The sequence below is a fragment of the Escherichia sp. WS547 genome (genome assembly GCF_046486065.1).
GTDB classification, from domain to species: Bacteria; Pseudomonadota; Gammaproteobacteria; order Enterobacterales; family Enterobacteriaceae; genus Escherichia; species Escherichia coli.
This window is the reverse complement of sequence record NZ_JBJQMA010000014.1, coordinates 1-21,789: the sequence shown is the minus strand read 5'-3', so window position 1 is coordinate 21,789 and position 21,789 is coordinate 1. Positions and strand designations below refer to the sequence as shown.

General features: G+C 51.4%; 19 protein-coding genes. 2 read left to right on the top strand and 17 right to left on the bottom strand.

Annotation, left to right across the window (positions count from 1 at the left end):
• Positions 1 to 302: 302 nt before the first annotated feature.
• From glmS to asnC, 15 genes are all read right to left on the bottom strand, one after another.
• On the bottom strand, positions 303 to 2,132 hold the full coding sequence (glmS, locus tag ACJHWK_RS13775; protein WP_000334086.1) for a glutamine--fructose-6-phosphate transaminase (isomerizing): 1,830 nt from the start codon (positions 2,130 to 2,132) through the stop codon (positions 303 to 305).
• A 161-nt stretch (positions 2,133 to 2,293) separates the two neighbouring features.
• Entirely contained in the window at positions 2,294 to 3,664 is a 1,371-nt protein-coding gene (gene glmU / locus ACJHWK_RS13770) for a bifunctional UDP-N-acetylglucosamine diphosphorylase/glucosamine-1-phosphate N-acetyltransferase GlmU (RefSeq protein ID WP_001521725.1), read from the bottom strand.
• Between the two features lie 350 nt (positions 3,665 to 4,014).
• The gene (locus tag ACJHWK_RS13765; RefSeq protein WP_001251965.1) at positions 4,015 to 4,434 is read right to left on the bottom strand and encodes a F0F1 ATP synthase subunit epsilon; all 420 of its coding nucleotides are present in this window, start codon (positions 4,432 to 4,434) and stop codon (positions 4,015 to 4,017) included.
• 20 nt (positions 4,435 to 4,454) lie between these two features.
• Entirely contained in the window at positions 4,455 to 5,837 is a 1,383-nt protein-coding gene (atpD, locus tag ACJHWK_RS13760; protein ID WP_000190506.1) for a F0F1 ATP synthase subunit beta, read from the bottom strand.
• Positions 5,838 to 5,863: 26 nt separating this feature from the next.
• Positions 5,864 to 6,727 (bottom strand): F0F1 ATP synthase subunit gamma, encoded by an 864-nt coding sequence (gene atpG / locus ACJHWK_RS13755; RefSeq protein ID WP_000896498.1) that lies wholly within the window; start codon positions 6,725 to 6,727, stop codon positions 5,864 to 5,866.
• Between the two features lie 50 nt (positions 6,728 to 6,777).
• Positions 6,778 to 8,319 (bottom strand): F0F1 ATP synthase subunit alpha, encoded by a 1,542-nt coding sequence (gene atpA / locus ACJHWK_RS13750; RefSeq protein ID WP_001176745.1) that lies wholly within the window; start codon positions 8,317 to 8,319, stop codon positions 6,778 to 6,780.
• 12 nt (positions 8,320 to 8,331) lie between these two features.
• Complete coding sequence (atpH, locus tag ACJHWK_RS13745; RefSeq protein ID WP_001288587.1) at positions 8,332 to 8,865, bottom strand: F0F1 ATP synthase subunit delta; 534 nt, start codon at positions 8,863 to 8,865, stop codon at positions 8,332 to 8,334.
• 14 nt (positions 8,866 to 8,879) lie between these two features.
• The gene (gene atpF, locus ACJHWK_RS13740; RefSeq protein ID WP_001052219.1) at positions 8,880 to 9,350 is read right to left on the bottom strand and encodes a F0F1 ATP synthase subunit B; all 471 of its coding nucleotides are present in this window, start codon (positions 9,348 to 9,350) and stop codon (positions 8,880 to 8,882) included.
• Positions 9,351 to 9,411: 61 nt separating this feature from the next.
• Positions 9,412 to 9,651, bottom strand: a complete 240-nt coding sequence (gene atpE / locus ACJHWK_RS13735) for a F0F1 ATP synthase subunit C (RefSeq protein ID WP_000429386.1) — start codon at positions 9,649 to 9,651, stop codon at positions 9,412 to 9,414.
• A 46-nt stretch (positions 9,652 to 9,697) separates the two neighbouring features.
• Complete coding sequence (atpB, locus tag ACJHWK_RS13730) at positions 9,698 to 10,513, bottom strand: F0F1 ATP synthase subunit A (protein ID WP_000135618.1); 816 nt, start codon at positions 10,511 to 10,513, stop codon at positions 9,698 to 9,700.
• Between the two features lie 8 nt (positions 10,514 to 10,521).
• The gene (gene atpI / locus ACJHWK_RS13725; RefSeq protein WP_000116695.1) at positions 10,522 to 10,902 is read right to left on the bottom strand and encodes a F0F1 ATP synthase subunit I; all 381 of its coding nucleotides are present in this window, start codon (positions 10,900 to 10,902) and stop codon (positions 10,522 to 10,524) included.
• Between the two features lie 616 nt (positions 10,903 to 11,518).
• On the bottom strand, positions 11,519 to 12,142 hold the full coding sequence (rsmG, locus tag ACJHWK_RS13720; protein WP_000932863.1) for a 16S rRNA (guanine(527)-N(7))-methyltransferase RsmG: 624 nt from the start codon (positions 12,140 to 12,142) through the stop codon (positions 11,519 to 11,521).
• 63 nt (positions 12,143 to 12,205) lie between these two features.
• Entirely contained in the window at positions 12,206 to 14,095 is a 1,890-nt protein-coding gene (mnmG, locus tag ACJHWK_RS13715) for a tRNA uridine-5-carboxymethylaminomethyl(34) synthesis enzyme MnmG (protein WP_000499788.1), read from the bottom strand.
• A 378-nt stretch (positions 14,096 to 14,473) separates the two neighbouring features.
• Positions 14,474 to 14,917, bottom strand: a complete 444-nt coding sequence (gene mioC, locus ACJHWK_RS13710) for an FMN-binding protein MioC (RefSeq protein WP_000763742.1) — start codon at positions 14,915 to 14,917, stop codon at positions 14,474 to 14,476.
• An 89-nt stretch (positions 14,918 to 15,006) separates the two neighbouring features.
• On the bottom strand, positions 15,007 to 15,465 hold the full coding sequence (gene asnC, locus ACJHWK_RS13705; protein WP_000432970.1) for a transcriptional regulator AsnC: 459 nt from the start codon (positions 15,463 to 15,465) through the stop codon (positions 15,007 to 15,009).
• A 151-nt stretch (positions 15,466 to 15,616) separates the two neighbouring features.
• On the opposite strand from asnC, the gene asnA reads away from it, so the two are divergent.
• Positions 15,617 to 16,609: an aspartate--ammonia ligase gene (gene asnA / locus ACJHWK_RS13700; RefSeq protein WP_000845107.1), complete on the top strand. Its 993-nt coding sequence runs from the start codon at positions 15,617 to 15,619 to the stop codon at positions 16,607 to 16,609.
• A 4-nt stretch (positions 16,610 to 16,613) separates the two neighbouring features.
• On the opposite strand, the gene viaA is transcribed toward asnA, so the two are convergent.
• Together viaA and ravA are read right to left on the bottom strand one after the other, a co-directional pair.
• Complete coding sequence (gene viaA, locus ACJHWK_RS13695; RefSeq protein WP_000956642.1) at positions 16,614 to 18,065, bottom strand: ATPase RavA stimulator ViaA; 1,452 nt, start codon at positions 18,063 to 18,065, stop codon at positions 16,614 to 16,616.
• Positions 18,059 to 19,555, bottom strand: coding sequence for an ATPase RavA (gene ravA / locus ACJHWK_RS13690; RefSeq protein ID WP_001521730.1), 1,497 nt, complete (start codon positions 19,553 to 19,555; stop codon positions 18,059 to 18,061). The genes viaA and ravA overlap by 7 nt, the downstream gene beginning before the upstream one ends.
• Positions 19,556 to 19,777: 222 nt before the next feature.
• Between ravA and kup the strand changes: the two genes are divergently transcribed.
• A complete protein-coding gene (gene kup / locus ACJHWK_RS13685) occupies positions 19,778 to 21,646 on the top strand; it encodes a low affinity potassium transporter Kup (protein ID WP_170886075.1) in 1,869 nt (622 codons plus the stop codon).
• Positions 21,647 to 21,789 lie beyond the last annotated feature (143 nt).

The window sequence follows — 21,789 nt, the reverse complement described above, 5'->3', positions numbered from 1 at the left end:
GGAGGATTCATAAAGCATTGTTTGTTGGCTACGAGAAGCAAAATAGGACAAACAGGTGACAGTTATATGTAAGGTTTATGACAGTTTTATGACAGAGAGAGAAAGTCTTTAGTCTGATTTAAATAAGCGTTGATATTCAGTTAATTACAAATATTAATAACGAAGAGATGACAGAAAAATTTTCATTCTGTGACAGAGAAAAAGTAGCCGAAGATGACGGTTTGTCACATGGAGTTGGCAGGATTTTTGATTAAAAACATAACAGGAAGAAAAATGCCCCGCTTACGCAGGGCATCCATTTATTACTCAACCGTAACCGATTTCGCCAGGTTACGCGGCTGGTCAACGTCGGTGCCTTTGATCAGCGCAACGTGGTAAGCCAGCAGCTGCAGCGGAACGGTGTAGAAGATCGGTGCAATCACCTCTTCCACATGCGGCATCTCGATGATGTGCATGTTATCGCTACTTACAAAACCCGCATCCTGATCGGCGAAGACATACAACTGACCGCCACGCGCGCGAACTTCTTCAATGTTGGATTTCAGTTTTTCCAGCAATTCGTTGTTCGGTGCAACGACGATAACCGGCATATCGGCATCAATCAGCGCCAGCGGACCGTGTTTCAGTTCGCCTGCAGCGTAGGCTTCAGCGTGAATGTAAGAGATCTCTTTCAGCTTCAATGCGCCTTCCAGCGCGATTGGGTACTGATCGCCACGGCCCAGGAACAGCGCGTGATGTTTGTCAGAGAAATCTTCTGCCAGTGCTTCAATGCGTTTATCCTGAGACAGCATCTGCTCAATACGGCTCGGTAGCGCCTGCAGACCATGCACGATGTCATGTTCAATGGAGGCATCCAGACCTTTCAGACGAGACAGCTTCGCCACCAGCATCAACAGCACGGTTAACTGGGTGGTGAATGCTTTAGTGGACGCCACGCCGATTTCTGTACCCGCGTTGGTCATTAGCGCCAGATCGGATTCGCGTACCAGCGAAGAACCCGGAACGTTACAGATTGCCAGTGAACCAAGGTAACCCAGCTCTTTCGACAGACGCAGGCCAGCCAGGGTATCCGCGGTTTCGCCAGACTGTGACAAGGTGATCATCAGGCTGTTACGACGCACGGCAGATTTGCGATAGCGGAATTCAGAGGCGATTTCGACGTCGCACGGAATACCTGCCAGCGATTCAAACCAGTAGCGGGAAACCATACCGGAGTTATAAGAAGTACCACAGGCGAGGATCTGAATATGCTCAACCTTCGACAGCAGTTCGTCGGCGTTCGGTCCCAGCTCGCTTAAATCAACCTGACCGTGGCTGATGCGCCCGGTAAGGGTGTTTTTGATCGCGTTCGGCTGTTCGTAGATCTCTTTCTGCATGTAGTGGCGGTAAATACCTTTATCGCCCGCGTCATATTGCAGATTGGATTCGATATCCTGACGTTTTACTTCCGCGCCAGTTTTATCGAAGATGTTTACCGAACGGCGAGTGATTTCCGCAATATCGCCCTCTTCAAGGAAGATAAAGCGACGAGTCACTGGCAACAGCGCCAGCTGGTCAGAAGCGATAAAGTTTTCGCCCATACCCAGGCCAATCACCAGCGGACTACCAGAACGTGCCGCCAGCAGGGTATCCGGATGACGGGAGTCCATGATCACTGTACCGTACGCACCACGCAGTTGCGGGATAGCACGCAGAACAGCCTCACGCAGAGTACCGCCTTGTTTCAACTCCCAGTTCACCAGATGGGCAATCACTTCGGTGTCGGTTTCAGAAACGAAGGTATAGCCACGCGCTTTTAACTCTTCACGCAGCGGTTCATGGTTTTCGATGATGCCGTTATGCACCACCACAATGTGTTCAGAAACATGCGGATGCGCGTTAGCTTCTGAAGGTTCACCGTGGGTCGCCCAGCGAGTATGAGCAATACCGGTGCCGCCATGCAGAGGATGTTCTTCCGCTGCCTGAGCCAGCATCTGGACTTTACCGAGGCGACGCAGGCGGGTCATATGACCTTCTGCATCAACAACGGCCAGACCGGCAGAGTCATATCCGCGGTATTCAAGACGACGTAAACCTTCAAGAAGGATTTCTGCTACATCACGTTGCGCGATCGCGCCAACAATTCCACACATAGTTTTTGATTCCGATTTATATCGTTGTCGGTCAACCTGTATGCCCGTTTTTTCGGGCACCCCGAGCCTTGTAGAGAGTGGGGTTATTTTTATAGTTACTGCTTGTGGGCGGGAGATTATGTTATCTCCTCATCCCATATGACCGTATTACCCGGCCAGAATTACTTTTTCTTTACCGGACGACGCCAGCCTTCTTTTTGAGTCTGCGGCACACGGCTGATCGCCAGGGCGTTTTCGCCGACATTACGCGTCACAGTTGTACCCGCAGCAATGGTCGCGCCTTTGCCTACTGTTACCGGGGCCACCAGCTGAGTGTCGGAACCGACAAACACATCGTCACCGATAATGGTCTTAAATTTATTCGCACCATCGTAGTTGCAGGTAATGGTTCCCGCGCCGATGTTAACGTTATCGCCAATTTCCGCATCGCCCAGGTAAGTCAGATGCCCGGCTTTCGAGCCTTTACCCAGACGCGCTTTTTTCATCTCAACGAAGTTACCGACGTGTGCACCTTCCAGCAACTCAGCACCAGGACGCAGACGGGCAAACGGGCCAATGGTACAGGCCGCTGCCAGATTCGCATCTTCCACAACGGTATACGGGCTAATTTCGCAATCATCGCCAATCACGCTGTTTTTAATCACGCAACCGGTGCCGATTTTCACGCGATGACCGAGAGTCACGTTGCCCTCGATGATAACGTTAGTATCAATTTCAACATCGCGCCCGTGAGTAAGCGTACCGCGCAGATCAAAACGCGCCGGATCGCGCAGCATAACGCCTGCTAACAGCAGTTTTTCAGCCTGTTCGGACTGGTAAACGCGCTCCAGTCGGGAGAGTTGCAGGCGGTTATTCACGCCTTCTACTTCGCTTAAACGTTGCGGATGAACGGCGACGATTTCACGCCCTTCCTGATACGCCAGCGCAATAATGTCGGTGATGTAGTATTCACCCTGAGCGTTATTGTTGGTCAGCTTCGCCAGCCAGCGTTTCATATCTGCGCCGTTGGCAATCAGAATGCCGGTGTTGATCTCCTGAATCTGACGCTGCTCGTCGGTGGCGTCTTTGTGCTCAACAATGCCGGTAACTTTGCCGTTTTCACGGGTGATACGTCCATAACCGGTCGGATCATCCAGTTTTACCGTCAGCAGACCAATGCCACCCTGCGGTTTAGCATCACGCAGGCGCTGGAGTGTTTCGACAGAGATCAGCGGCACGTCGCCGTAGAGCATTAAAATGTCTTCATCATCGGCAAAGAAAAGTGCGGCCTGCTGCATCGCATGACCTGTACCCAGCTGTTCTGCCTGAAGCACCCAGTTCAGGTTGTCATCTTTCAGCGCCTGTTTAAGCAGATCGCCGCCGTGACCGTACACCAGGTGAACGTGCGCCGCGCCTAATTCATTCGCAGCATCAATGACATGCTGAACCATCGCTTTCCCGGCAAGGGTATGCAGCACTTTCGGAAGATCGGAATACATGCGCGTGCCTTTGCCTGCGGCAAGGATCACTACGCTCATAGCATTATTCAACATACGCGTCCTGACTGTAATTTGAGAACGAATTTAAACCGCTTCACCTTGAAAAAACTACATTTTTTTCATCGTGAAATGGACAGAGGATAAATTGTTCAATAACGGATTATCCCCGCTGACGAAAGCGCCATTTTCGACCATCGTCACGCCTTTTGTCTGCAGAAAAATAAGGCAATACCTTCATTTAAGCGTCAGGTGGATGTTTTTGCTCTTATTTCGATCAATGAATAAACGGGAAAACAGGGTGTTTTATATCAGCAGGATCTATGTGAACGCTATTCAGGACGGGGCAACGCGTAAAAAAAAGCCAGCCTGTTTCCAGACTGGCTTTTGTGCTTTTCAAGCCGGTGTTACATCGCTTTTTTGGTCAACTCGATAACGCGCAGCTGCGCGATCGCTTTGGCCAGTTCCGCAGACGCCTGAGCGTAATCTACGTCGCCGTGAGAGCTGCTAATGTGCTCTTCAGCCTTACGTTTCGCTTCCATGGCTCGCGCTTCGTCGAGATCCTGGCCGCGAATTGCGGTGTCGGCCAGAACGGTCACGTTGCCAGGCTGCACTTCAAGAATGCCGCCAGACAGATAGATAAACTCTTCGTGACCGTGCTGTTTCACGATGCGAATCATACCAGGCTTAATGGCGGTGAGCAGCGGTGCGTGGCCAGGGTAGATCCCCAGTTCACCTTCGCTACCCGTTACCTGGATTTTCTCGACCAGACCAGAGAACATTTGTTGCTCTGCACTGACGACGTCCAGGTGGTAAGTCATTGCCATATCACCCTCCGATTAAGGCGTTAAAGTTTTTTGGCTTTTTCCACAGCTTCTTCGATGGAACCGACCATGTAGAACGCCTGCTCCGGCAGGTGATCGTATTCGCCTTCCATGATGCCTTTAAAGCCACGGATGGTGTCTTTCAGGGAGACGTATTTACCCGGAGAACCGGTGAATACTTCTGCCACGAAGAACGGCTGGGACAGGAAGCGCTGGATCTTACGAGCACGCGCTACCACCAGTTTGTCTTCTTCAGACAGTTCATCCATACCCAGGATGGCGATGATGTCTTTCAGTTCCTGATAACGTTGCAGGATGGACTGAACGCCACGCGCGGTGTCGTAGTGTTCCTGACCAACCACCAGCGGGTCCAGCTGACGGCTGGTGGAGTCCAGCGGGTCAACGGCCGGGTAGATACCCAGAGACGCGATCTGACGGCTCAGTACCACGGTTGCGTCAAGGTGCGCAAAGGTGGTTGCCGGAGACGGGTCAGTCAAGTCATCCGCAGGTACGTATACCGCCTGTACGGAGGTGATAGAACCAGTTTTGGTGGAGGTGATACGTTCCTGCAGAACGCCCATCTCTTCCGCCAGGGTCGGCTGATAACCTACCGCTGAAGGCATACGGCCCAGCAGTGCGGATACTTCCGTACCGGCCAGGGTGTAACGATAGATGTTGTCAACGAACAGCAGAACGTCACGACCTTCGTCACGGAATTTCTCAGCCATGGTCAGACCGGTCAGAGCAACGCGCAGACGGTTTCCCGGCGGCTCGTTCATCTGGCCATACACCAGGGATACTTTGTCGATAACGTTGGAGTCGGTCATTTCGTGGTAGAAGTCGTTACCCTCACGAGTACGTTCACCTACGCCCGCAAACACAGAGTAACCGGAGTGCTCGATCGCGATGTTACGAATAAGCTCCATCATGTTTACGGTTTTACCTACACCCGCACCACCGAACAGACCAACTTTACCGCCCTTAGCGAACGGACACATCAGGTCGATAACTTTGATACCGGTTTCCAGCAGTTCCTGAGAGTTTGACAGCTCTTCGTAGGAAGGTGCTGCGCGGTGAATCGCCCAACGCTCTTCTTCACCGATCTCGCCTTTCATGTCGACCGGTTCACCCAGTACGTTCATGATACGGCCCAGAGTCGCTTTACCTACCGGGACTTCGATCGGGTGTTCGAGGTCTTTTACATCCAGACCGCGACGCAGACCGTCGGAGGAACCCATTGCGATGGTACGTACGATACCGCCGCCGAGCTGCTGCTGAACTTCCAGCACCAGACGCTCATTACCATTTTGCACCTCAAGAGCATCGTACACGCGCGGTACGGCATCCTGAGGGAATTCGACGTCAACTACGGCGCCGATTACCTGGACAATCTTTCCAGTAGCCATCTTAAATCCTCTACGAAATAACCTGTTTAAACCGCGGCGGCCCCCGAGACGATCTCGGTGAGTTCCTGAGTAATGCTGGCCTGACGAGCTTTGTTGTATACCAACTGCAGCTCTTTAATCAGGCTGCCGCCATTGTCGGTCGCGGCTTTCATCGCCACCATACGGGCGGCCTGCTCGCTGGCCAGGTTTTCAACCACGCCCTGATAAACCTGAGATTCGACATAACGACGCAGCAGGGTATCCAGCAACGCCTTCGGATCGGGTTCGTACAGGTAATCCCAGGATTTATGTTTCAGATCATCATCATCTGATGCCGGTAACGGCAGCAGCTGGCTGATGGTCGGAACCTGAGACATGGTGTTAATAAATTTGTTGCTGACAATGTAAAGCTTGTCCAGACGGCCTTCGTCGTAGGCCTGCAACATCACTTTTACCGGACCGATCAGTTCGGACAGGGAAGGGTTATCCCCCATGCCGGTGACCTGGGCAACAACATTGCCGCCCACGGAGTTGAAGAACGACACGCCTTTCGAGCCGATCATTGCGAGGTCGCATTGAACGCCTTTGTCGGTCCAGGTCTTCATTTCCGCCAGCAGTTTTTTGAACAGGTTAATGTTCAAACCACCGCACAAACCACGGTCGGTCGACACCACCAGGTAGCCCACGCGTTTAACGTCGCGGTCTTCCAGGTAAGGGTGCTTATATTCCAGATTACCGTGTGCAAGGTGACCAATCACTTTGCGCATGGTTTCTGCATAAGGACGGCTGGCCGCCATGCGATCCTGCGATTTACGCATTTTGGAAGCGGCGACCATCTCCATCGCTTTAGTGATCTTTTGCGTGTTCTGGACGCTTGCGATCTTACTACGTATCTCTTTTGCGCCGGCCATGAGCTTCTCCTCAATGCCTTGCGGCCTGCCCTAAGGCAAGCCGCCAGACGTTACCAGGATTGGGTTGCTTTGAAGGAATCGAGGATGCCTTTCAGCTTGCCTTCGATTTCGTCGTTGTAGCCACCGGTCTGGTTGATCTCTTGCATCAACGGAGCGTGATCACGGTCGACGTAAGCCAGCAGAGCGGCTTCGAAGCTGCCGATTTTCGACAGTTCAACATCCGCCAGGTAACCACGTTCTGCTGCGAACAGAACCAGAGACTGTTGCGCTACGGACATCGGCGCATACTGTTTCTGTTTCAGCAGTTCGGTCACTTTCTGACCGTGGTCAAGCTGCTTACGTGTTGCATCGTCAAGGTCGGATGCAAACTGAGAGAACGCTGCCAGTTCACGATACTGTGCCAGAGCGGTACGGATACCACCGGACAGTTTTTTCATGATCTTGGTCTGTGCTGCACCACCAACACGGGATACGGAAATACCCGGGTTAACCGCAGGACGAATACCGGCGTTGAACAGGTTGGTTTCCAGGAAGATCTGACCATCGGTAATGGAGATTACGTTGGTTGGAACGAACGCAGAAACGTCACCCGCCTGAGTTTCGATAATCGGCAGCGCGGTCAGAGAACCGGTTTTCCCTTTCACTTCACCTTTGGTGAAGGCTTCAACGTATTCGGCGTTAACACGCGCAGCACGCTCCAGCAGACGAGAGTGGAGGTAGAATACGTCGCCCGGGAATGCTTCACGTCCTGGCGGACGACGGAGCAGCAGGGAGATCTGACGGTAAGCAACAGCCTGTTTAGACAGGTCATCGTAAATGATCAGCGCATCTTCACCGCGGTCACGGAAGTATTCGCCCATTGCGCAACCAGCGTACGGTGCCAGGTATTGCAGTGCAGCGGATTCAGACGCGGTTGCTACCACAACGATGGTGTTAGCCAGTGCGCCGTGCTCTTCCAGTTTACGTACCACGTTAGAAATGGTGGACGCTTTCTGGCCGATAGCGACATAGATACATTTGATACCGGAATCGCGCTGGTTGATGATGGCATCGATAGCCAGTGCGGTTTTACCGGTCTGACGGTCACCGATGATCAATTCACGCTGACCACGACCGATTGGGATCATGGAGTCAACGGCTTTATAACCGGTCTGTACCGGCTGATCTACGGACTGACGTTCGATAACGCCCGGAGCGATTGCTTCTACAGCAGAGAAGCCGTCGTGATCCAGCGGACCTTTACCATCGATTGGTGCACCCAGAGTGTTAACCACACGGCCCAGCAGGCCACGGCCAACCGGAACTTCCAGGATACGGCCAGTACACTTAACTTTCATGCCTTCGGCAAGGTCAGCGTACGGACCCATAACAACCGCACCTACAGAGTCGCGCTCGAGGTTCAGTGCGATAGCGTAACGGTTACCCGGCAGGGAGATCATTTCACCCTGCATACAATCGGCCAGGCCGTGGATGCGGATAACACCGTCACTTACAGAAACAATAGTACCTTCGTTGTGAGCTTCACTCACAACATTGAACTGAGCAATGCGCTGCTTGATCAGTTCGCTGATTTCGGTGGAATTCAGTTGCATGCTCCAGTCCCCTTAAGACTGCAAGACGTCTGCAAGGCGCTCAAGACGACCGCGTACGCTGCCATCAATGACCATATCACCCGCTCGGATGATAACGCCTGCCATTACAGACTTATCGATTTTGCAATTCAGCTTAACTTTGCGTGACAGACGTTTTTCCATCGCAGCAGAAATTTTCGCGAGCTGTTGTTCACTCAGTGCGGCAGCGGAAATGACGTCTACCTCAGCGGTAGCCTCACTCACGGCACGCAGGTGAATAAACTGCTCCAGAACATCCGGGAGCGCGTTAAGACGACCATTTTCGGCCATTACCCGAATCAGGTTCTGACCGTTTTCGTCCAGTTGCTCACCACAAACTGCGATAAACGACTCGGCGAGCGTTTCTGGCGCAAGCGCGCCAGAGAGAAGCTCTGCCATTTGTTCGTTTTTGGTTACCTCGGCGGCAAACGCCAGCATGTCCTGCCAGCGTTCTACACTTTGGTGTTCGACGGCAAAGTCAAAAGCTGCTTTGGCGTAGGGGCGAGCTACCGTAATAAATTCAGACATCAGCCCCTCCCTCCTTACAGTTCAGCGACAAGTTTATCCACGATGTCGCTGTTAGCAGCTTCATCCACGGAACGTTCGATGATCTTCTCGGCGCCAGCAACAGCCAGGATAGCAACTTGCTTACGCAGCTCTTCACGGGCACGTTTACGCTCGGCTTCAATTTCCGCCTGCGCCTGGGCCACGATTTTAGTACGTTCCTGTTCTGCCTCAGCTTTCGCTTCGTCCAGAATCTGCGAGCGGCGTTTGTTAGCCTGCTCGATGATTACCTGGGCTTCCGCTTTCGCTTTTTTCAGCTGGTCGGTCGCGCTGGCCTTTGCAAGGTCAAGGTCCTTATGTGCTCGTTCTGCGGAAGCAAGGCCGTCAGCAATTTCTTTTTGACGTTTTTCGATGGCTGCCATTAATGGCGGCCATACGTACTTCATGCAGAACAGAACGAACAGGACAAACGCGATGGCCTGGCCGAGGATTGTTGCGTTAAGATTCACAGCACAATGCCTCTATTTAGTTAACGTTCTGATATTGCTCTTTAAATAAAAGCAACGCTTACTACGCGACAGCGAACATCACGTACAGACCCAGACCTACAGCGATCATCGGGATAGCATCCACCAGACCCATAACGATAAAGAACTGAGTACGCAGCAGAGGAATCAGATCAGGTTGACGCGCTGCGCCTTCCAGGAATTTACCCCCGAGGATGCCGATACCGATCGCAGCACCGATTGCCGCCAGACCCATCATCACAGCGGCAGCCATGTACAGCAGATCCATATTCAGGTTTTCCATGACAGTCTCCAGTTTGTTTCAGTTAAAACGTAGTAGTGTTGGTAAATTAATGTTCTTCAGACGCCATCGACAGATAGACGATCGTCAGAACCATGAAGATGAAGGCTTGCAGCGTAATGATCAGGATGTGGAAAATGGCCCACGGCACATTCAGAATCCACTGTGACCACCACGGCAACAGACCAGCAATCAGAATGAAAATCAGCTCACCGGCATACATGTTACCGAACAGTCGCAAACCGAGTGAAACTGGTTTGGACAGCAGGCTTACCCCTTCAAGGATTAAGTTGACAGGAATGAACGCCCAGTGATTGAACGGCTGCAGCGTCAACTCTTTCGTGAAGCCGCCGATGCCTTTCATTTTGATGCTGTAGAACAGAATCAGGATAAATACACCCAGTGCCATAGACAGCGTTACGTTCACGTCCGCAGACGGAACCACACGCAGTGCAGGCAGACCCAGTACATGTTCAGCAATGTACGGCAGCAGGTCGATAGGCAGTAAATCCATCAGGTTCATCAGGAATACCCAGACGAAGATCGTCAGGGCCAGCGGAGCAATCAGCTTGCTTTTGCCATGGTACATGTCTTTCACGCTACCATTAACAAAGCCGATCACCAGCTCAATCGCGGTCTGAAACTTACCTGGCACACCGCTGGTCGCCTTTTTGGCTACGCTACGGAATAAAACCAGGAACAACAGACCCAGCACCACCGAGAAGAACATGGAGTCAATATTGATTGTCCAGAAGGTGGCTGGGGGGTTATGTGGATCCACCAGCGAGAATGTACGCAGGTCCAGCTGAAGGTTGTTCAGGTGGTGTCCTATGTAATCCTGCGGCGTCATATTTTCTGAAGCCATGATGCCTTTTACCCTTTGTTGTTAATTACAGCCGGTGCCAGTATCTGAACCACCAGCACCAAAACCCACGTAACGATCAGCGGCAAGAATACCGCCTTTAAAACCGCCAACGCCACCACCAGTAACACCAACATCGCCAGAACTTTGAAAGCTTCGCCAAATGCGAATGTCCAAGCCACCCGGCCTTTCGCTGGTGTATGCGCCTGGTGACGCCAGGCAAATATCATAAACAAAACGTTAGGCAGAAAGACTGCCAGGCCCCCGCTTATTGCAGAGACGCCCCAGAAGGGGTCTTTGAGGCTGAACAGCAATCCACTTGCTATCACCACCAGTAACTGAACGAGCAGAAGCTTCCGAGCAACGTTTCGACTCACGAGCGACACAGACATCACGTTTTTCACTCCTGCTCCCTTCGAGGTATGCCGCGTGTCGTATAAAACTTTCTTTAAGGCTTAGAGTCAAGCATCAAAAAGCGGTCAAATTATACGGTGCGCCCCCGTGATTTCAAACAATAAGTAGCCAAAAGGTGAATAAATGTTTAAATATTTTTCCAGTGCATACAATTGCGACTTTTCTGCAAACCCTGTTCGATCATGAAAAACTGTAAATAACGCGTAAACACTGGTGATAAAGCGTGCTTCAGATCACATATTGAGCATGTTCGCGCACAGCATATTTATTTACTTGGCAAATGATACCTTTGCAAGTTTATGATATTTCAGTCTAAAAACAGATACTGTTTTAATAAATGACATTTACACAACAAAAACCACCCATTGACATTTTTAATAATGTTTTAACAGCAAATGATGATTCTTAGCGCCGATTTTTAGCAGACTGATATTTTCACTTATGACTTATTTTCTGCTTACCAAAAAAAGCCACGTTACTTTGTTGATGCAAAAGAGTGAACGTGGCGTTAAATGTAACCAGTTATATCAGTAGAAAACCTGGTTGTTGTTAACAGTCTAACCGGTCAATTTTTTATGATTTTTTTGATAAAAATTAAATTTTATTTGCTTTAATCACCACCAGATGACGTTCGCCATCCAGGGCCGGAACGTGAAGTTTAACCACTGATTCGACCTGATATTCTTCGGGCAACAAAGCGATTTCATCTTCCGGCATTTGGCCTTTCAGCGCGTAGAAACGACCTTGCTCACCAGGAAGATGGTGGCACCAGCTCACCATATCGTTCAGAGAGGCAAAAGCGCGGCTAATTACGCCATCAAATGGCGGCTCTGAAGGAAACTCTTCTACCCTGCTCTGTACTGGCTCAATATTCTCCAGTTTAAGCTCATGTTGCACCTGACGAAGGAAACGCACGCGTTTACCAAGGCTATCCAACAACGTGAAGTGGGCTTCAGGACGCACGATAGAGAGTGGAATGCCAGGCAGTCCTGGTCCGGTGCCGACATCGATAAACCGTTCACCTTGCAGATACGGTGCCACCACAATGCTATCGAGAATATGGCGTACCAGCATCTCATTAGGATCGCGGACCGAAGTCAGGTTGTACGCTTTATTCCATTTATGCAGCATATTCACGTAGGCAATTAGCTGGTTTTTCTGGTGATCGGTAAGCGAAATTCCTGCGTCTTTCAGCAGAGAGGTGAGTTTGTTGAGCACGGTGATTACCTGTTCTTGATGCGTTGCCCGGTAAGCGGGTGCTTACCAGGCATTTTTAATGCGTTATGCGCTACGACGCAGCATACCCTGTTTTTTCAGCCATACCAGCAGAATGGAGATGGCCGCAGGCGTGACGCCAGAAATACGCGAAGCCTGGCCGATAGAGGCCGGTTTGTGATCGTTAAGTTTGGCGATCACTTCGTTAGAAAGACCGGATACCTGGCGGTAATCCAGCGTCGCTGGTAGCAGGGTGTTCTCGTTACGCAGCTGCTTTTCGATCTCATCTTGCTGGCGCGCGATATAACCTTCGTATTTAACCTGAATCTCAACCTGTTCCGCCGCCTGTTCGTCTGTCAACGCAGGGGCAAACGGCGTCAGCGTGGTTAATTTTTCATAAGTCATTTCCGGACGACGCAGCAGATCTTCACCACTGGCTTCACGGGAAAGCGGCGCAGTCAGGTGAGCATTCACTTCGGCTGCAGCTTCCGCCGACGGGGTTACCCAGGTCGATTTCAGACGCTGACGCTCACGCTCGATATTCTCAAGTTTCTCGTTAAAGCGCGCCCAACGTTCGTCATCCACCAGGCCCAGTTCACGACCGATTTCAGTCAAACGCAGATCCGCATTATCTTCGCGCAGCATCAGACGATATTCTGCGCGCGAAGTAAACATACGATACGGTTCTTTGGTTCCTAAAGTGCACAGGTCATCAACCAGTACGCCGAGATACGCCTGAGAACGCGCCGGAGCCCAACCTTCTTTGTCAGCAGACAGACGGGCAGCGTTAAGACCAGCCAGCAAACCTTGCGCAGCGGCTTCTTCGTAACCGGTAGTGCCGTTAATCTGACCAGCAAAGAACAGCCCCTGGATAAACTTGCTCTCCAGCGTCGGTTTCAGGTCGCGTGGATCGAAGAAGTCATACTCAATGGCATAACCCGGACGTACGATCTTCGCGTTTTCCATCCCCTGCATGGAGCGGACGATTTGCATCTGCACATCGAACGGCAGGCTGGTGGAGATACCGTTCGGATAAATTTCGTTTGAGGTCAGCCCTTCCGGTTCAAGGAAGATCTGATGCTGATTTCTGTCGGCGAAGCGCATGACTTTGTCTTCGATCGACGGGCAGTAGCGTGGGCCGACACCTTCGATCACCCCTGCATACATTGGGCTACGATCGAGGTTACTGCGGATCACATCATGGGTTTTCTCGTTGGTATGGGTGATATAACACGGCACCTGCTGTGGATGCTGGGACGCATTGCCCATAAACGAGAATACCGGCATTGGGTTATCGCCATGCTGTTGCGCCAGCACGCTGAAGTCGATAGTACGCGCATCAATACGCGGCGGTGTCCCGGTTTTCAGACGACCAACGCGCAGCGGCAGTTCACGCAAACGGCGAGAGAGCGGAATGGACGGCGGATCACCAGCACGGCCACCGCTGTAGTTATCCAGACCGATATGAATTTTACCGTCGAGGAACGTCCCAACGGTGAGCACGACGGCTTTGGCACGGAACTTCAGTCCCATTTGGGTAACAGCACCGACCACGCGATCGTTTTCGACAATAAGATCTTCAACCGCCTGCTGGAAGATCATCAGGTTCGGTTGGTTCTCCAGCGCCGTACGTACCGCCTGCCGGTAGAGCACACGATCCGCCTGAGCACGGGTAGCGCGAACCGCTGGCCCCTTGCTTGCGTTTAGTATCCTAAACTGGATACCCGCCTGATCGATCGCTTTCGCCATCAGACCGCCGAGTGCATCCACTTCTTTTACCAGATGTCCTTTCCCAATACCGCCGATCGCCGGGTTGCAGCTCATCTGCCCCAGAGTGTCGATATTGTGTGTCAAAAGCAGAGTCTGTTGACCCATACGCGCCGCGGCCATCGCGGCCTCGGTGCCTGCATGACCCCCGCCAATGATGATGACGTCAAAAGGATCCGGATAAAACATGGTGATTGCCTCGCATAACGCGGTATGAAAATGGATTGAAGCCCGGGCCGTGGATTCTACTCAACTTTGTCGGCTTGAGAAAGACCTGGGATCCAGGGTATTAAAAAGAAGATCTATTTATTTAGAGATCTGTTCTATTGTGATCTCTTATTAGGATCGCACTGCCCTGTGGATAACAAGGATCCGGCTTTTAAGATCAACAACCTGGAAAGGATCATTAACTGTGAATGAACGGTGATCCTGGACCGTATAAGCTGGGATCAGAATGAGGGGTTATACACAACTCAAAAACTGAACAACGGTTGTTCTTTGGATAACTACCGGTTGATCCAAGCTTCCTGACAGAGTTATCCACAGTAGATCGCACGATCTGTATACTTATTTGAGTAAATTAATCCACGATCCCAGCCATTCTTCTGCCGGATCTTCCGGAATGTCGTGATCAAGAATGTTGATCTTCAGTGTTTCGCCTGTCTGTTTTGCACCGGAATTTTTGAGTTCTGCCTCGAGTTTATCGATAGCCCCACAAAAGGTGTCATATTCACGACTGCCAATACCGATAGCGCCAAAGCGGACCGCAGAAAGATCGGGCTTCTGTTCCTGCAATGCTTCATAGAAAGGAGAAAGGTTATCCGGAATATCTCCGGCACCGTGGGTTGAGCTGATAACCAGCCAGATCCCCGAGGCAGATAAATCTTCCAACAGCGGACCGTGCAGCGTTTCGGTGGTAAAACCCGCCTCTTCCAGCTTTTCAGCCAGGTGTTCTGCCACATATTCGGCACCGCCGAGGGTGCTGCCGCTGATAAGAGTGATATCTGCCATAAACCGCCACCTTTATTAAGAGTGGCGTATTGTACGCTGTGAACGCGTTGGGATCTACCTGTGGAAAAGTATGGGATTAAAAAAGCCGATCAGGGCTTAATGGTACGCATGATCGGGTTCTGCAAGACGATCAGTGTCTCGGTGGACTGAATTTCATCAATTGTTTGGATCTTGTTGATAAGTACATGCTGGAGAGCATCGATCGAACGGCACATCACTTTTATAAAGATGCTGTAGTGGCCGGTTGTGTAATAGGCTTCAGTGACTTCATCGAGGCTTTCCAGCTTTGCCAGCGCGGAAGGATAGTCTTTGGCGCTCTTTAATATAATGCCGATAAAGCAGCCTACGTCATAACCAAGCTGCTTCGGGCTGACATCAATACGCGCCCCGGTAATGATTCCCGCCTGCTTCATTTTCTCTACTCGAACGTGAATCGTCCCCGGACTGACGCCAAATTGTTTCGCCAGTTCGGCGTAAGCGGTGCGCGCATTGCCCATTAATGCTTCCAGGATGCCACGGTCCAGATTGTCGATTAGATAATTTTCCATAGGATTTTCTTATGCGGATTGATGATTCATTCTATTTTAGCCTTCTTTTTTAATGAATCAAAAGTGAGTTAGGCTTTTTATTGAATGATTATTGCATGTGTGCCGGTTTTTGTTGCTTAATCATAAGCAACAGGACGCAGGAGTATAAAAAATGAAAACCGCTTACATTGCCAAACAACGCCAAATTAGCTTCGTGAAATCTCACTTTTCTCGTCAACTGGAAGAACGTCTGGGGCTGATCGAAGTCCAGGCGCCGATTCTTAGCCGTGTGGGGGATGGCACGCAGGATAACTTGTCGGGCTGTGAAAAAGCGGTGCAGGTAAAAGTAAAAGCTCTGCCTGATGCCCAGTTCGAAGTGGTTCATTCACTGGCGAAGTGGAAACGTCAGACCTTAGGGCAACACGACTTCAGCGCGGGCGAAGGGCTGTACACGCACATGAAAGCCCTTCGCCCCGATGAAGACCGTCTTTCTCCGTTGCACTCGGTCTATGTAGACCAGTGGGACTGGGAACGCGTAATGGGCGACGGCGAGCGTCAATTCTCGACTCTGAAAAGCACGGTAGAGGCGATCTGGGCGGGAATTAAAGCAACCGAAGCTGCGGTTAGCGAAGAGTTTGGCCTGGCACCGTTCCTGCCGGATCAGATCCACTTCGTACACAGCCAGGAGTTACTGTCTCGTTATCCGGATCTCGATGCCAAAGGGCGTGAGCGGGCGATTGCGAAAGATCTTGGCGCGGTATTCCTCGTCGGGATTGGCGGCAAGTTGAGTGATGGTCATCGTCACGACGTGCGCGCACCGGATTATGATGACTGGAGCACCCCGTCAGAGCTGGGCCATGCGGGTCTGAACGGCGATATTCTGGTATGGAACCCGGTACTGGAAGATGCGTTTGAGCTTTCTTCCATGGGGATCCGCGTGGATGCCGATACGTTGAAGCATCAGCTGGCGCTGACCGGTGATGAAGATCGTCTGCAGCTGGAGTGGCATCAGGCGCTGCTGCGCGGTGAAATGCCGCAGACCATCGGCGGCGGTATCGGCCAGTCTCGTTTGACCATGCTGCTGCTGCAACTGCCGCATATCGGCCAGGTTCAGTGTGGTGTATGGCCGGCAGCTGTTCGCGAGAGCGTCCCTTCTCTGCTGTAATTGTTTATCGCCGCCAGCGTCTGAGCAGGCGGCTTCGCATCCCGGTATCAAAGCGCCAGATATGATCGAAAATGCGCATGATGCCGGGTTTGCCATGTGCCGACATCGCCACGGCATGAAAGCGATGCTGATGTACCCGCTGCAACTCTTTCACTTTGCTCGTCACGTCGTCAGGCAACCGCTGGGCGATAAAATCAGAAATCACCACCGCATCGGCGTCAAACCACTCCCGACTTTGCAAGCGTTCCATAATGGCGCGAAAACAACTGGCCAGATCGGTGCCGCCACGAAACTGCTGACTTAAAAAGCGGATCGCTTGTTCGATGCCTTGTGGGCCTGAAAGCTCATAACGGACGATCTCGGTGGAAAATAGCATAATATAGCAGCGCCGGTTTTCAGCGAGAGCAATGCGCATCAAGGCCAGGCAGAACGCTTTCGCACACTGTTCATTAAAGCCGCCCATTGAGCCGGAAGTATCCACACAGACAATAAACGGTCCGCGCGGCTGTTCGTCGTAATCTTTATGTACCACCGGACGTTCGATCACTTTTTCTCGCCACGACTCACCGTGCAGGCGATAGGTGAGCAACTGTTTTTCCACCAGCCGACGGTAAAACTCATACTCCAGTTCTGTTATCCCTAGTGTCGCCAGTTCTGGCGGCAGGAGACGTAAAATATCATCGCTTTGTTGCAGACCATCAACCTGCTCAGGAACCGTCGCCGGTTCGCGCACCATGGTGCGGAAGGTTTCCATCTGCGCATCGTTGCGCGGTATTGATTTGGCTTCCCGGGAACGCCCCAGCTGTTCTGCCAGGCGTTTCAGTTCCGGCTGTTCGTTAAGAAATTCACCGTATTTCACAATCAACTGATAGTCGCCACGTTTAAGCTGACCGGCGCTCATATCCCACAGACGACCAGCTGCGGTATTGTTATCTGCGAGAATCGGTTCAAGTTGTCCGCTCAGCGTCATGCGTTCCTGAACTTCACTCAACAGTTGTTCGCGTTCTTCTTCTAATAGCTGTTGATTTAACGTCGTTGCTTGCACGATCAGACTTAAACGCCAACGCTGGAGAAAAAGCGTGTGTAACGCTGAAGTGATCGTGCTGTTAGCATCAACCAACTGTCGGGCTTGTTCTGCCCATGGGGAATTCAGACGATGCAGTAAGTCCAGGATCTGTGGTAGCTGCACAATAAACTGCGGCGTGGAGAGGAGCTGGCTTTGCTGATAGCACATCACCTCTTCGGTGAGTTCCGGCGGGACTCGGGCATCTTTCAGCCGACTGCGCAGCGCCTCACGCCAGCGGGGAACATCATCAGTGATTGCCGCCTTCAGTCGTGGGAATTTTTCAAAGAAGACTGCCAGCTGCGGTGAGGCCAGCAGCGCGATGATCATCTCTTCGATCAATCCCTCTTCGCTGACGGCCAGCATCACATTAAGCGTATCCAGCGTTAGCATTGTTGTGCCTGGCGAATCTGTGCGCCGACATCCTGTAGGCTGGCTTCAATGCGACCTAACCAGTCGCCAGGGATAAACAGACATTTTTGCTGTTCGCTGAATAAAGCGTGTTGCTTGCGCCAGTCGCTTTCAAGCTCTTCCAGTTGTTGTTTTATTTCACCTGGCAGACCTTCAGCCGATGAACCGGGAAGTGCCAACGTACTGCCTTGTAAACTTACATCGCGTACAACAAGATGTTGGGCGCTATCCACTTCCAGATTCAATTTCTGAGCAAAGCCGATACCGTTCAGTTTGCCGCGAATTTCACCACCTTTACTCAGCCACTGTTCCAGCGCGTTACGCTCAAAGGAGATATGAACCACTTCCATATCATGCAGTTTTAACGGTTTTTGCAGCAGCAGAGTCAGAGTGGAAGCAGTAACGTTAACAGGGAGTTGATACTGCTGACGACGGCTGAAAATGCCGCCCAGACGAATTACCGTTAAGGCTGTTTTATCGCTTTGTTGCTGCTGTAGTTGCAGGTGACGTTGCACAATCGCGCCCAGGCGGGTCAACATCCCTTGCTGTTGCCAGGCATGACCGGTCATCAATACATCAATTTGTTGTTGTATCAAATTCAGGCTTTGCGCGTCATACCACAGGCAATCTTTCAGCAAAATGAGATCAACCGGGGCAACAGCACTGCGACCGTTAAAAAAGGCGCTGGCCTGCAATAAGCGGATCGCTTTTTTCCAGCGACGATCCGAGACATAAGGCGCATCCGGTAATTTATCCAGTTGCTGGCGCAGCATAAAAATCAGCTCAAATACATGATCGGGCAGCGTAATTTCACCAATCTCTTTCTGCCAGCGTTCATATTCTTCATCTGTGACCTGCAAGGAGGCAGGAACCGGATTGTCGTTTTCATCCTGTTGACTGGTCAGCATGGAGCGGAAATTCGCTTTATCCTGCACTTTATCTAACCACAGACGAATCAGCATGCGGTCATATAACGCTTCCAGACTGCTGTCTGCTTCCGGCAGCTCGTTGGAGGCCGCCACCAGCAGGCGCATCGGGATTTTTTCTACGTGTGCACCGTTGCGGAACTGGCGCTCGTTAATGGCGGTGAGCAAGGTATTAAGAATTGCCGGGCCCGCTTTCCAGATCTCATCCAGAAAGACGATTTCTGCTTCCGGCAGGTAACCGCTGGTTAAACGTTCATAGCGCCCTTCATCTTTTAGCGCCTGAATAGAAAGGGGACCAAAAACCTCTTCCGGCGTGGAGAAGCGGGTCATCAGATATTCAAACGCGCGGGCATTCTGAAAGGCGAATTTTAAGCGCCGGGCGATCAAACTTTTGGCAATGCCTGGCGGGCCAAGGAGGAACACACTTTCACCACTTAATGCCGCTAATAAACACAAGCGGATGGCGTGGCTACGTTCATAAAGCCCCTTTTCCAACGAACTGCTCAGGCGGGAAATTCTTTCCGCTAATAAATGAGGGTGAGCCATAATGAAGTGGCGTCCTTTCGTCAAAAGTTCTGCGTAAATTGCGAGTATAGACGTTTCTTGCTGGTGGCTAAAATAGTCTCAAAGGGGGGGTATTTTTCTTTGAGCCAGGTTAATGTGGCCGCATTTAGGAGTACGATTTTGCCGTTAATCGTGCATACTGTGCGCTTTTTTGTGGGCCAAGGGACTAAGCACACATTTCATATTTCAACGAAAGACTAGTCTATGAGCACTGATAATAAGCAATCATTGCCCGCGATTACCCTCGCGGCGATTGGAGTTGTCTACGGCGATATTGGTACCAGCCCGTTATATACACTTCGTGAATGTTTGTCCGGCCAGTTTGGTTTTGGCGTTGAACGCGATGCCGTGTTTGGCTTTTTATCGCTGATCTTCTGGCTGCTAATCTTTGTGGTTTCCATTAAATATCTCACCTTCGTGATGCGGGCAGATAACGCCGGTGAAGGGGGGATCCTGACGTTGATGTCGCTTGCCGGGCGTAATACGTCGGCGCGAACCACATCAATGCTGGTGATTATGGGGCTAATCGGCGGCAGCTTTTTCTATGGTGAAGTCGTCATAACACCCGCTATTTCGGTGATGTCAGCCATTGAAGGTCTGGAAATCGTCGCCCCGCAGCTGGATACCTGGATAGTTCCCCTCTCAATCATCGTTCTCACTTTACTATTTATGATTCAAAAACATGGCACGGCTATGGTCGGTAAGCTGTTTGCGCCGATCATGCTGACCTGGTTTTTGATTCTGGCAGTACTGGGGTTACGTAGCATTATTGCTAACCCGGAAGTGCTGCATGCGCTGAATCCGATGTGGGCGGTGCATTTCTTCCTTGAATACAAAACGGTTTCTTTTATTGCATTAGGGGCAGTGGTGCTGTCGATTACGGGGGTCGAGGCGCTGTATGCTGATATGGGGCACTTTGGTAAGTTCCCTATTCGCCTGGCGTGGTTCACCGTCGTATTACCTTCCTTGATCCTTAATTACTTCGGTCAGGGAGCGTTGTTGTTAAAGAACCCGGAAGCGATTAAGAACCCGTTCTTCCTGTTGGCACCGGACTGGGCGCTGATCCCGCTGCTGATCATCGCCGCACTGGCGACGGTAATTGCCTCGCAGGCGGTTATCTCTGGCGTCTTCTCATTGACGCGTCAGGCGGTACGTCTGGGATATTTGTCGCCGATGCGCATTATTCACACCTCCGAAATGGAGTCAGGGCAAATCTATATTCCGTTTGTGAACTGGATGCTCTATGTCGCGGTCGTGATTGTGGTTGTCAGCTTTGAGCACTCCAGCAACCTGGCGGCGGCGTACGGGATTGCGGTGACCGGAACCATGGTGCTGACGTCTATTCTCTCGACTACCGTGGCGCGTCAGAACTGGCACTGGAATAAGTATTTTGTTGCGCTGATCCTGATTGCTTTCCTTTGTGTCGATATTCCATTGTTCACCGCTAACCTCGATAAACTGCTCTCCGGCGGCTGGTTGCCATTGAGCCTCGGTACGGTGATGTTTATCGTGATGACCACCTGGAAGAGCGAACGTTTCCGTTTGCTGCGGCGGATGCATGAACATGGTAACTCTCTGGAGGCGATGATTGCTTCGCTGGAGAAATCACCGCCCGTTCGCGTGCCCGGGACCGCGGTGTATATGTCGCGTGCAATCAACGTCATTCCCTTTGCGCTGATGCATAACCTTAAACATAACAAGGTATTGCATGAGCGGGTGATTCTGTTAACTCTGCGCACCGAAGACGCGCCTTATGTCCATAACGTCCGTCGGGTACAGATTGAACAACTGTCGCCCACGTTCTGGCGCGTGGTGGCAAGTTATGGTTGGCGAGAAACGCCAAACGTGGAAGAAGTATTCCACCGCTGCGGTCTGGAAGGATTAAGTTGCCGGATGATGGAAACCTCCTTCTTTATGTCGCATGAGTCGTTGATCCTCGGCAAACGCCCGTGGTATTTGCGTCTGCGCGGCAAGCTGTACTTGCTGCTGCAACGTAATGCGCTGCGTGCGCCGGATCAATTTGAAATCCCACCAAACAGGGTTATCGAACTGGGTACTCAGGTTGAAATCTAACGCCAGACGCCTCCTTTCTCCATAAGGGGGCGTTTTTTGTGCACAGAAAACCCCCAGCTAGGCTGGGGGTTCCGGAAAGCTTTCAGCTTTAAGCCAGTTATTAAAACCCCTTTTGATTTGTTAAAACACCTTGCGGTCTGGCA

Coding starts and splice junctions, on each gene's coding strand:
- glmS (WP_000334086.1), bottom strand. CDS start 2,132: ATGTGTGGAATTGTTGGCGCGATCGCGCAACGTGATGTAGCAGAAATC.
- glmU (WP_001521725.1), bottom strand. CDS start 3,664: ATGTTGAATAATGCTATGAGCGTAGTGATCCTTGCCGCAGGCAAAGGC.
- ACJHWK_RS13765 (WP_001251965.1), bottom strand. CDS start 4,434: ATGGCAATGACTTACCACCTGGACGTCGTCAGTGCAGAGCAACAAATG.
- atpD (WP_000190506.1), bottom strand. CDS start 5,837: ATGGCTACTGGAAAGATTGTCCAGGTAATCGGCGCCGTAGTTGACGTC.
- atpG (WP_000896498.1), bottom strand. CDS start 6,727: ATGGCCGGCGCAAAAGAGATACGTAGTAAGATCGCAAGCGTCCAGAAC.
- atpA (WP_001176745.1), bottom strand. CDS start 8,319: ATGCAACTGAATTCCACCGAAATCAGCGAACTGATCAAGCAGCGCATT.
- atpH (WP_001288587.1), bottom strand. CDS start 8,865: ATGTCTGAATTTATTACGGTAGCTCGCCCCTACGCCAAAGCAGCTTTT.
- atpE (WP_000429386.1), bottom strand. CDS start 9,651: ATGGAAAACCTGAATATGGATCTGCTGTACATGGCTGCCGCTGTGATG.
- atpB (WP_000135618.1), bottom strand. CDS start 10,513: ATGGCTTCAGAAAATATGACGCCGCAGGATTACATAGGACACCACCTG.
- atpI (WP_000116695.1), bottom strand. CDS start 10,902: ATGTCTGTGTCGCTCGTGAGTCGAAACGTTGCTCGGAAGCTTCTGCTC.
- mnmG (WP_000499788.1), bottom strand. CDS start 14,095: ATGTTTTATCCGGATCCTTTTGACGTCATCATCATTGGCGGGGGTCAT.
- mioC (WP_000763742.1), bottom strand. CDS start 14,917: ATGGCAGATATCACTCTTATCAGCGGCAGCACCCTCGGCGGTGCCGAA.
- asnC (WP_000432970.1), bottom strand. CDS start 15,465: ATGGAAAATTATCTAATCGACAATCTGGACCGTGGCATCCTGGAAGCA.
- asnA (WP_000845107.1), top strand. CDS start 15,617: ATGAAAACCGCTTACATTGCCAAACAACGCCAAATTAGCTTCGTGAAA.
- viaA (WP_000956642.1), bottom strand. CDS start 18,065: ATGCTAACGCTGGATACGCTTAATGTGATGCTGGCCGTCAGCGAAGAG.
- ravA (WP_001521730.1), bottom strand. CDS start 19,555: ATGGCTCACCCTCATTTATTAGCGGAAAGAATTTCCCGCCTGAGCAGT.
- kup (WP_170886075.1), top strand. CDS start 19,778: ATGAGCACTGATAATAAGCAATCATTGCCCGCGATTACCCTCGCGGCG.